This window comes from Dyella sp., assembly GCF_035508675.1.
Taxonomy (GTDB): Bacteria; Pseudomonadota; Gammaproteobacteria; order Xanthomonadales; family Rhodanobacteraceae; genus Dyella_B.
On the sequence record NZ_DATJMN010000281.1, the window covers coordinates 1 to 11,360 of the forward strand.

Below are 11,360 nucleotides of genomic sequence, written 5' to 3' on the forward strand. Positions count from 1 at the left end.
ACCGGCGGTGTGTTCCCCATTTATGCCAGAACCTCGCCTTTATAACGATCCAAATGTACCCGAACCCGCGAAGTTGTGATCCTGCAATGCAGCATGCCAAGCCTCCGCCCCAGTGCTAGCGTCCTGCGCCTTGGAACGATCCAAAGCGTCAATCCCACTTTTGGCCCTGTCTCGCGAGGGACAAAAGCCCGCAGGATGGGTTTCTCCAGACTCCCCAGCCTGCTTCAACCGAACACATTAACAGGCCCCCCTTCAATGAACCATCGCCTGCTTCGTTCTGGCCTTTCCCTATTGATTCTCGCCGCGCTTGCCTCTCTCGCCGCCGCGCCTGCCGCGCGAGCGGCCGAGCCGCATGCGAACAAGGTCGATCCCCGCATCGGCACCGGTGGCGATGGCCATCTGTTCCCGGGCGCCACGGTGCCGTTCGGCATGATCCAACTGTCGCCGGACACCGCGATGCCGGACTTCAAGCATGCCTACAAATGGGCGGCCGGTTACCAGTACGGCGACCCCACCATCATGGGCTTCTCGCACACGCATTTCTCCGGCTCCGGTCATTCGGACCTGGGCGATGTGCTAGTAATGCCGATCAGCGGCGACGTCAAGCTCGATCCGGGTGACGAGAAAGTGCCCGGCAGCGGCTACCGTTCGCGCTTCGACCATGCCACCGAAGTGGAGCAGCCCGGCTATTACGCCGTGACCTTGGCCGACTATGGCGTGCGTGCCGAACTCACCGCCAGCCGCCGCGTGGGCTGGCATCGCTACACCTTTCCCGCTGGTAAGCCGGCGCACCTGCTGCTCGATCTTCGCCCTAGCATCTACGACTACCCGGGCAAGGTGCTGTGGTCGAACCTGCAAGTGCGCGCGGATGGCACCGTCACCGGCTGCCGCACCACGCGCGGCTGGGCGCCCGGGCGTGAGCTGTGCTTTGCCATGCGTTTCAACCAGCCGATGACCTCGCGCGAGCTCTACAACCGCGAAACCGACTTGCTCTACAAGGGCTTCAAGGGGCCGGGCTATCAACCGCAAGACCAGCAGGCGCAGAACGGCCGTGCGCTCGAGGGCGTGTTCGATTTCGGTGAACTCACGCAACCGCTGCTGGTGAAGGTGGCGGTGTCGTCGGTAAGCGAAGCCAACGCCATCGCCAATCTCGACCAGGATGGCCCGGGGTGGGATTTCGATGCCCAGCGCCAGGCTGCGCTGGAAGCCTGGAACAAGGCGCTCGCGCCGATCGATGTGGACGGGCCGAAAACCCTGCGTACGCAGTTCTACACCGCCCTGTATCACGCGATGATCGCACCCAACCTGAGCATGGACGTGAATGGCGAATACCGCGGCCCTGATTACCAGGTGCATCACGCCGACGGTTTTGATTTCTATTCGAGCTGGTCGGTGTGGGATGTGTATCGCGCGCAGCAGCCGCTGTTGATCCTGCTGCATCCGGATCGCACGGTGGATTTCGTGCGCTCGTTGCTGGCTGCGCAGCAGGCCAGTCCGTTCCACATGCTACCGGTGTGGGCCTACCAGGGCCTGGAAACCTGGTGCATGACCGGCTATCACGCGGTCGCGATCATCGCTGATGCCTACATCAAGGGCATTCGCGGCTTCGACGCCGACGCGGCCATGAAGGCGATGGTGTCTACCGCCACCTACGGCGACTATGGCGATCTCGCTGACTATATGAAGCTCGGCTACGTGCCCATCGACAAGGAAGTGGAAGGCGGTTCCAAGACGCAGGAATATGCTTATGACGATTGGGCCATTGCGCAGATGGCCAAGGCGATGGGCAAGCACGACATCTACGGCCGCTTCGAGAAGCGCGCCAGCTACTGGCGCAACGTGTGGGACCCGAAAACCGGCTTCATGCGCGCGCGCCTGTCCAACGGCAAGTTCCGCGAACCGTTCGATCCGACCAGCGCCGGCTACGGTGATGACTACACCGAAGCCAATGCCTGGCAATACTCCTGGTACGTGCCGCAGGACGTGGCAGGGCTGATCACCGCCATGGGTGGCGACCACGCGTTCACGCACAAGCTGGACGAGTTGTTCGACGCCAAGGTCGATCCGTCCATCTTCAAAAATGTCGAAGACATCACCGGCTTGATCGGCTGGTATGCGCATGGTAACGAGCCCAGCCACCACATCGCCTATCTGTACGACTACGCCGGCGAGCCGTGGAAGACGCAAGCCAGGTTGAAGCAGATCATGGACAACGAATACGGCCCGGGTCCGGCCGGCTTGATCGGCAACGACGACCTGGGCCAGATGTCCGCCTGGTACATCTTCACCGCGCTGGGCTTCTATCCGGTCACGCCGGCCAGCGATGAATACGCCATCGGCCGGCCCTTCCTGCCGCGCGCGGCGATTCACCTGAGCAACGGCCGCACCTTCACCATCACCGCTGCGCCGTTCGACGACACGCATCCGTACGTCGGCCAGGTCACGCTCAACGGCAAACCGCTGGATCGCGTCTACCTCAAGCATGCGGACATCCTGGCCGGCGGCGAGCTGCATTTCACGATGCAGGCGCAGCCGAACAAGGACTGGGGCAAGGCCAGGTCGGCACGCCCTGCGTCGATGAGCCCGTACCGGTAGCCGGCAGGCAATCCGTAACGGGCACAGAGGTGGGGGAGACAGGTGTTTTTCCGTCTGATTCTTTCGATGGATATTCCCTTCATCAAAAGTCAAGGCGCGTATCGCGCGCCTTCGTGTGAGCGAATGACCTTGTACTAGTCAGTGGGCGCAAAACATGCGCAGAATGCATGCATTCTGCCGATACGAAGGACCAAGGACCGTCGATGATCCGTGGGGGCGTGCGACAAGTAATGATGCCTTGGCGCACTGGCGGCCTGTTGCTGGCCGTGCTGGTCATCGTCGCCTTGCCGTACCTGATTATGCGCGGCAGTTCCAGAGAATCCTTGCGCGCCGGCGAACGGGTCACGCGCTCGGCCCAAGTGCAGGCACTGGTCTATCGCATCACCGGCCAGACCCATGACGCCGAATCGGCGCTGCAGCACCTGCTGGCGGGCGATCTGTCCAGTCGCGCCGATTCGATCGCACAGAGCGCCGAAAACGAGATCCCGGGCCTGCTTGACGAACTGCGCCACATCACTGCCGACAACACCACGCAGGAGCACTTGGCAGAACAGCTGAGTGCGGTGGAAAACGGCCGCCTGGCGCTGCTGCACCAGGCCGTGCAGCGTTTCAAGCACAACGACCGGGCCGGCGCGGAACAGGCCTTGCGCGACGCCGAAGCGCTGTTTTATATCGATGCAGTGGCAGCCAAGATGGTTGCCGACGCGGAGCAGACCCTGCAGCAGCGCCACGAGGCGGCACGCAAGCAATCGGACAACAGCAGCCTGGTGCTGGCGCTGACCGCCGCGGCACAACTGTTGATGTTGATCATCATGGTGATCGTGTCCGAGCGGCAGATCGGCCGCCGCCTGCAAGCCGAAGTGCGCGAGCGGCAGGCCGTGCAGCGTTCGCAGATGATCCTGCAGGCCGTGCGCGAGCCGATCGCGCTGCTCGACCACAACCTGCGCAGCCTGCTGGTGAATGCGGCCTTCAGCGAACTGTATGGCGTTTCCGAGGAAAACCGTGCCGATTACCTGGAAGACATCGGCCAAGGCGCCTGGGCCGACAGCGTCCTGCTGCAACGCTTGCGCGACGTGCTGCTGCGCGACCGCGAGCTGTGGGATTTCGAACTGACCCAGCGTACCGTCGACGGCGTCGAACGGCATGTGGTGATCAACGCGCGGCGCCTGCAGCAGGAGGATAGCGACAGCCCCGTCCTGCTGTTGACCGTCAGCGACGTTACCGCGCGTGCGCTGGTCGAACAGCAAGTGAACGAGCTCAATCACCAGCTCGAAAACAAGGTGGCGCAGATTTCCGACGTCAACCGCGAGCTGGAGGCCTTCAGTTATTCCGTTTCGCACGATCTACGCGCGCCGCTGCGGCATATCACCGCGTTTGCGCAAAAGCTGGAAGACCATCTGGGCGAGCAGGCCGACAACACCGTCCGCCACTACCTGGGCGTGGTACGCGATGCCTCGCACCGCATGGCGCAGCTGATCGAAGACCTGCTGGTGTTTTCGCGCCTGGGCCGCGGCGCGCTGCGCCTGCAGGCGGTAGACATGCAGGCGCTCGTCAGCGAGATCTGCTCGCTTGCCGAAGCGGAAGCGCCGGAGCGGCGCATCATCTGGAAGATCGATCCGCTGCCGACGGTGGTGGGCGACGAGAACATGCTGCGCACCGTGTGGCAGAACCTGATTGGCAACGCGGTGAAATACACCGGTCAGCGCGAGATTGCGCACATCGACATTTCCGTGCGGCACCAGGAGGGCGGCGAATACGAATTCACCATCGCCGACGACGGCGCCGGTTTCGATATGCGCTACGTCGACAAGCTTTTCGGTGTATTCCAGCGACTGCACAAGGCCAGCGACTTTCCCGGCAACGGCATCGGCCTGGCCAATGTGCGGCGCATCGTGATGCGCCACGGAGGCCGCGCCTGGGCTGAAGGGGAACCTGAGCACGGTGCCCGTTTCCACTTCACCTTGGCGGCCATCGAGCCGCCGGCGCCCTCGACATGAAGCACACGACGCTGCGCCCCATCCTGCTGGTCGAAGACAGCCCCGTCGATGCTGAAATGACCATGGACGCGCTGCGCGAGGCGCACCTGGCCAATCCGGTCATTCACCTTGAGGACGGCGTCGATTGCCTGGACTGGCTGTACGCGCGCGGGGCCTTCGCCGGCCGCCAGGAAGACGATCCGGCGGTCGTGCTGCTGGATATCAAGATGCCGCGCCTGAACGGGCTGGAGGTGCTTACGCACCTGCGTGCGGATGAGCGGTTCCGCCGCATGCCGGTGGTGATCCTGTCCTCCTCACGCGAGGAAAGCGATTTGGCCTGCAGCTGGAACCTGGGGGTAAACGCTTACGTCATCAAGCCGGTGGACGTGGCGCAGTTTTTCCAGGCGGTGCGCACGCTCGGCCAGTTCTGGGGCGTGTTGAACCAGGCTCCCGGGGGCGCCGGCTAGTCCGGAGTCGTAACGTCGTTCCTCGGGAATCGAAGGAGCGACGTCGTCGCTTTTTAACGATTTACGGTTCCCGCGTCCTGATTCGCGGCTCCTCGATTGAAATATGATGGTCAAATCCACTCGGAAACCACAGGGAATGCCGGACAAGTCCAGCCAGCCGCGTTCGTTACCCCGGATAAGGGTGCTGCAGGTCGAAGACAGCACGCTCGATGCAGAGCTGGTGCTCACCGAACTGCAGGCCGACGGGATCGAGTACGACGTGCGCCTGGTCGACGACGAACCCTCCTACGTGCAGACCTTGAAGGAGTTCAAGCCGCATATCGTGCTGTCCGACCTCAGCATGCCCGGCTTCTCCGGCCAGCGTGCGCTGGAGCTGCTGCGCGATCACAGCGAGGAGATTCCGTTTATCTATGTGTCGGCCACGCTGGGCGAGGAGGCGGCGATCGCCGCCTTGCGCGAAGGCGCCACCGATTACATCCTCAAGCAGAACCCGGCGCGGCTGGCCAGCGCCGTGCGCCGCGCACTGCGCGAAGCGGAGGAACAACGGGCGCGCGCACGGGCAGAGGCGGAGCTGATCCGCATCCAGCGTTTCGAGAGCCTGGCCATGCTGGCCGGCGGCCTGAGCCACGACTTGCGCAATCTGCTGCAACCCTTGTTGCTGGCCGGCGACAGCCTGCATGACTACCAGGACGATCCACGCCTGGCCCGGCTCGGTGCGCTGGTGCGCGACTGCGGACGCCGCGGGCTGGAAATGGTGCAGTCCATGCTGTCGTTCGCGCGCGGCGCGCGCCGCGCCGAGCAGGTGAAAGTGCAGGCGCTGGCCGACGCGCTGTCGTTGCTATTGCAGGGCAGCGTGCCGCGCACGGTGACTCTCGACATCGACGTGGCCGATCCGCAGCTCACCTTCGAGGGCAATCACACCGAGCTGCAGCAATGCCTGCTCAACCTGTGCCTCAACGCGATCCAGGCGATGCCGGATGGTGGCGTGCTGCGCGTTACCACGCGCAAGGCAAAGCTGGATCAGCGCTTTTTCCAGGAACACGAAGAGGCGCAGCCCGGCGACTTCGTTTGCCTGTCGGTCAGCGACACCGGCATCGGCATCACGGACGAGGTGCGCAAGCGCTTGTTCGAACCGTTCTTTACCACCAAGGAAGGCGGCACCGGATTGGGCTTGCTGTCATGCCGCCGCATCGTCTACAGCCACGGCGGTGTGATGCGCATGGACAGTATCGTTGGCGAAGGCAGCTGCTTCGATTTGTACATACCGCTGGTGCGGGCAACCACCGACACGGCGGATCTCGAGCTGGCCGACATCGACGCCAGCCTGCATGGCAATGCCGAACATGTGCTGCTGGTGGTGGAGGAGGCCGGCCAGCTGACGCTGCTGAGCGACACGCTCGACGCCTGGGGTTATGAAGTGCACGGCAGCCAGAGCGGCACCGCCGCACTGCAATGGATCGAAGCCTGCGGCCTGCCTGACCTGGTGGTGATGGACGGCGAGATGAGCTTGTTCACCAGCGAGCGCACGCTGGCGGCGTTGAGCCAGTACGGCTATCGCCGCGGCGTGCTGGTGCTGTGCCGTGCGGATGGCAGCCCCGATTCGGCGAAACTGCATATGCCGGACGGTAACCGCGTACGGCGCTTGAACAAGCCGGTGGGTACGCGGGCCCTGCTGCATGCGGTGCGTGAAACCTTGCGCGACGGCAAGGAAAAATCGAAGCGCTGATGACCCAGCCGGGATTTCATCCCGGCCTACGATCAAAAACAAGCGCGCCTGCAGGCGCTCAACCGATCCTATCCCCTCCGAGGAAAGGTAACGGCGTCAATCGATGCCGAGTTTCTTCAGCTTGTAGCGCAACGCGCGGAACGTAATGCCGAGCTTTCGCGCCGCAGCCGTCTTGTTGTAGCGCGACTCTTCCAGCGCCTTCATGATCGCCGTGCGTTCGAGGTTGCTGATGTAGTCGTCCAGCGGCAATTCGCTGGGCGCGGTCTGTGCCGCCGGTGTCGCCGCCGGTGCATGCATGGGCGGATAGGCGGGTTGCGCATGATGGCCGCCGTGTACGGGCGCGCCGGCGTCGGTGCCATGGCGCGGCGGGCGTTGCGGCAGCATCAGGTCGCTGGTGTCGATGCGGTCGCCGTCGCACATCGCCACGGCGCGCTCCAGGATGTTTTCCAGCTCGCGCACGTTGCCGGGAAAGTCGTAATCCTCCAGCGCTTGATGGGCTTCCGGCAGCAGGCGCACAGGCGCGCCGCCGCCGCTCTTGGCGGCCAGCTGGCGCAGCACGAATTCGGCCAGCAGCGGCACGTCGCCGCGGCGCTCGCGCAGGGGCGGCACGCGCAGCTCGATCACGTTGATGCGATAGAACAGATCCTGGCGGAACTGGCCTTGTTCAACCAGCGCGGCAAGGTTCTTGTGCGTTGCAGAAAGAATGCGCACGTCCACCGCGACTTCCTCGCGCGCGCCGATCGGGCGCACCGCCTTTTCCTGGATCGCGCGCAGCAGCTTCACCTGCATGTGCAGCGGCAGCTCGGCCACTTCGTCGAGGAACAGCGTGCCGCCGTGCGCGGCCTGGAACAGGCCTTCCTTGTCGGCGACCGCGCCGGTGAAGCTGCCTTTGCGGTGGCCGAAGAATTCGCTTTCCATCAGCTCGGAGGGAATCGCGCCGCAGTTCACCGGCACGAACGGTCCGCTGGCGCGTGGCCCCTGCTCGTGAATCAGGCGTGCCACCAGCTCCTTGCCCACGCCCGATTCGCCGGCGATGTACACAGGCGCCTGGTTGCGCGCCAGCTTGGTGATGGTATTGCGTACCTGCTGCATGGCCGCGGAGTCGCCGATCAGGCGCTCGCTGGAACCGCTCGCGGCCGGGCTGGCGCCGCCGCCGGTGCGCTTTTCTTCCGCCAGCTTCAGCGCCGTGCGCACCAGCCGGCGCAGCATCTGGATGTCCACCGGCTTGGAGACGAAATCGAAGGCACCGGCCTTGAGCGCCGTTACGGCCGCATCGACGTTGCCGTAGGCGGTGATCATCGCCACCGGCGTTTCGTCGTATTCGGCGGCAATCAGCTCGATGATCTCCTGGCCGCTGCCGTCCGGCAGCCGCATGTCGGTGAAACAGAGGTCGTAACTGCGTTCGGAAAGCGCCTGGCGCGCCTCGGCAACCGTACCGACGGCATCGACCTTCAGGTCCATGCGGCCGAGTGTGATCGTCAATAGCTCGCGGATATCGCGTTCGTCATCGATGACGAGGACGGTCTGTTGGCTCATGATCCGTAGGCGATGATGGGTTCTGTTCAGGATACTCGCCGCACTCGTAAGTGGCAAAGCGCGGAGCATTTATGTAGGTCATCGGCTGAGGTGCTTTAGGAAGAACCTCGCCATTACGCGATAGGCATCCTGTGATTCGGGCAGTTCCGGATCCGAGAAGAACGAATGCCACATGCCGTCCCAGACGTGAAGCTCGGCCTGCACACCCGCTTTGTCGAGCAGTTGCTGGCTGGCCAGCACCGAGCTCATGGTCATGTCGCGCGTGCCGGTGATCAGCAGGGTGGGTGGGAATTTGGCCAGCAAGGCTGGCGACAAGCCCGGCTGCACCAACGGATCGCGTGGATTCGCGCCGTGAAAATAAGGCAGATCGACCAGCGTGAGGCGATGCGCCGGCACGCCCTGGCCGTTCAGTACCGGTGCGACATAGGCCGAATCGCCCTCGATATCCAGCAACGCCCCGCAGAAGGTACCGATGGCGCCCGGCACCGGCAGCTTGTCGGTGATCAGGCGCGCGACGGATTCGCCGGTGAGGATGCCGCCGGCCGAGCAGCCATAGATGCCGATCTCCTGCGGCTTGTATTGCTTGAGCAGCGCGCGGTAGACCGCCTCGACGTCGTCGCTCGCCGCGGGGAAGGTGTGCTCCGGTCCTTGCCGGTAATCGAGGGCGATCACCTCGATGCGGCCGATACTGGCGACCGGTATCGCTTCCACCAGGCCGCCGCTGTGAGCGCCCCACAGGAATGCACCGCCATGCAGATTGATCAGCACGCGGTGCCGGTTCTCGGCCGAGACGCCTTGTGCAGGCAGCACCACATCGGCGCCCACGCCGGCCATCGTTTCGCTATGGATCTTGACCGCATACATCTTCTGCATGCGCGCGGCGCGATCGCTGTTGAGGCGATCGTAGAAAGCGCGACTCTGTTCGATCGGCGCATCGATCGGCGGCGCCTTGCTGCCTTCGGCGAGCAGCTTGGGAAAGAACGCGCGTGCCTGCGGTGAGGCGAAGCTGGAATAGGGAATGCTGAGGGCGGGCGAGGTGACGGTGCCGTCGGGTTTGACGCCAGGGGACGTGTCTTGCGCGGCTGCGGCTGCGCTAAGCAATACGGCTGCTGCGAGGCATAAGAAACGCGATGTATGCATGGTCCCTCCCGTTGTCTGTTCGCGATGACCGGCCCCCTTCCCTGTGTTAGCAGGGGAGGGTCGGGGTGGGGTTGCTTGGGCTTTAGCGAGCTGACGGATGTCGGCAAGTAACGTGTCGCTGAAGCACATGCGGGAGAACATGAGCCGTTGCGATGCTTAGCTCCCACCGCTCGCTACGCTCGCACCCCACCCTAGCCCTCCCCTACTAACGCAGGGGAAGGGACGTATCCTCGAGCATGTCGAGATGCAAGCTAACCTGCCGGTCGCGCCAGCCCAACCTACACCTACTGCGCAAGCTTCTCCTTCGCCCCGCTCAAGATTTCCTCCATCTTCAAATACACCCCGTTGGTCCAGCCAAAACCAATCACATTGGTGGTGTAGCCGGCGCTGATCTTCACGTTCGCATTGCCGCTGGCCATGTTGTATTTCTCGCGGATGGTGCCGTCGGCAGCAAAACTGCGATCGATGGTTGCGTTGAACTTGCCGGCGACGCGCTGCGCATCGTCATGGAAACCGTACGCATCGAGACCGGCCACGGCCAGCCAGTTGGTCGGCGCCCAGCCAAACGGCGCGTCCCATTGCGCGCCGCTGGGCCGATTGTCCATCGCCAGGCCGCCGGGCAATTCGAAAATGGAAAGCTTGCTGCGTACCGAGGCCGCTTGTTCGGGCGAGGCGGCGCCGGCCCATAGCGGATAGAACGTGGTGAGATACGGTGAATCGGATGGCTTGCCGGCGACGAAGTCGTAGTCGCGGTACATGCCGAACTCTGGGCGCCATAGATACTTGTTCATGGCTTGCTTGCGTGCTGCGGCGGCTTGCGCCCAATGTTCCGCATCGGCGGTCTTGCCGAGCTGTTGCGCGAAGTCGCGCAGGTCCAATTCGTAGCGATAAAGCAGGCTGTTCAAGCTCACGTCGGCATAGTGGTGCGTGGAGCCGCCGAACGGGCCGTAATGGAAATTGGTATCGAAGCCCGATTCGCGCATCGCGCGATCGCCATGGTAGTAGTCGGCCGTCAAGCGATAGCCGCCGTACCAGTCGCCAGCGCAAACCTTGGAGGTGCTGACGTCGCAGCTCTCGGTCTTCAGGCGCGCGGCTTCGGCGGCATCCGGGTGCTGCGAGGCTTTCAACAGGTATCCCGGATTATCGTTGGGATGGGCGATCAGCCACTTGATCACGCCGCGATAGAACTCGCTGTCCTGCGCTTCCAGCACCGGTCCGCTGCCGAAGTCGTAGTAGCGCGCCAGGCCCGTGTCGCCGGCCAGATGCTCTGGCCGCGTCCAGATATCGTGATTGCGCACGGCCAGCGGATAGGCTTTCTCCAGCCAGGCGCGCTTCTCGTCCGCGTTGCGGAAACTGGCTGGGTCGTCGAGCAGGGACACCATCATCTGCGTAAGGAACGGCGGCTGAGACCGGCTGAGGTAGTAAGTGCGGTTCGCATTCAGCACGCCGCCGTAGTACTGCACCTCGAATAGCGCGTTGTCGACCATGTCACGCGCCAGTTCGGTGCGGTGATCGGCCACCAGGCCCAGCATGATGAAATAGCTGTCCCAGCCGTACATTTCATTGAAAAAGCCACCAGGCACCACGTACGGATGCGGTAGATAGAGCAGGCCTTGCACCGGCAGCCTGGTTGCATCGATGTCGCCAAGCTGTTCGACCGGCTTGGGCAAGGCATGCACGTCGATGTTGCAGCGCTTCTCTACCTGCAACAGATCGGGCGTCATGGTGAACTGCGCCGGCACATACAGCACCGGACGCGTCTTGATCTTGGGATCGAGCAGCGACTTGCACTCGTCCTGCGAACGCGTAAGCGTGGTCCAGGCCTGGTCGATATAGGCACGGGTCTTGGCCGGATTAGGCTGGGCGGCGGAGGCGGTGGCGACCAGCGCAGCGGACAGCAGCAGCGCGAGATAAGCTGAT

At 63.5% G+C, this 11,360-nt stretch carries 7 protein-coding genes; 4 read left to right on the forward strand and 3 right to left on the reverse strand.

Features of this window, described 5'->3' with window-relative positions; all coding sequences use genetic code 11:
- The first annotated feature begins 255 nt into the window (after window positions 1–255).
- From VMA74_RS14710 to VMA74_RS14725, 4 genes are all read left to right on the forward strand, one after another.
- Window positions 256–2,595 carry a GH92 family glycosyl hydrolase gene (locus VMA74_RS14710; protein WP_325368242.1) on the forward strand — a complete coding sequence of 780 codons (2,340 nt, stop codon included), beginning with the start codon at window positions 256–258 and terminating at the stop codon, window positions 2,593–2,595.
- 230 nt (window positions 2,596–2,825) lie between these two features.
- Window positions 2,826–4,592 carry a sensor histidine kinase gene (locus VMA74_RS14715; protein WP_325368244.1) on the forward strand — a complete coding sequence of 589 codons (1,767 nt, stop codon included), beginning with the start codon at window positions 2,826–2,828 and terminating at the stop codon, window positions 4,590–4,592.
- Complete coding sequence (locus VMA74_RS14720; protein ID WP_325368246.1) at window positions 4,589–5,038, forward strand: response regulator; 450 nt, start codon at window positions 4,589–4,591, stop codon at window positions 5,036–5,038. The genes VMA74_RS14715 and VMA74_RS14720 overlap by 4 nt, the downstream gene beginning before the upstream one ends.
- Before the next feature lie 136 nt (window positions 5,039–5,174).
- Window positions 5,175–6,764, forward strand: coding sequence for a response regulator (locus VMA74_RS14725; protein ID WP_325368248.1), 1,590 nt, complete (start codon window positions 5,175–5,177; stop codon window positions 6,762–6,764).
- A 96-nt stretch (window positions 6,765–6,860) separates the two neighbouring features.
- Here VMA74_RS14725 and VMA74_RS14730 read toward each other — a convergent pair whose 3' ends face one another.
- The 3 genes from VMA74_RS14730 to VMA74_RS14740 all read right to left on the reverse strand — a co-directional run bounded on the left by VMA74_RS14730 (window position 6,861) and on the right by VMA74_RS14740 (window position 11,344).
- The gene (locus tag VMA74_RS14730) at window positions 6,861–8,300 is read right to left on the reverse strand and encodes a sigma-54 dependent transcriptional regulator (RefSeq protein WP_325368250.1); all 1,440 of its coding nucleotides are present in this window, start codon (window positions 8,298–8,300) and stop codon (window positions 6,861–6,863) included.
- A gap of 78 nt (window positions 8,301–8,378) precedes the next feature.
- Window positions 8,379–9,440 (reverse strand): alpha/beta hydrolase, encoded by a 1,062-nt coding sequence (locus tag VMA74_RS14735; RefSeq protein ID WP_325368252.1) that lies wholly within the window; start codon window positions 9,438–9,440, stop codon window positions 8,379–8,381.
- A 284-nt stretch (window positions 9,441–9,724) separates the two neighbouring features.
- Window positions 9,725–11,344, reverse strand: coding sequence for a trehalase family glycosidase (locus tag VMA74_RS14740; protein ID WP_325368254.1), 1,620 nt, complete (start codon window positions 11,342–11,344; stop codon window positions 9,725–9,727).
- Between the last annotated feature and the right edge of the window lie 16 nt (window positions 11,345–11,360).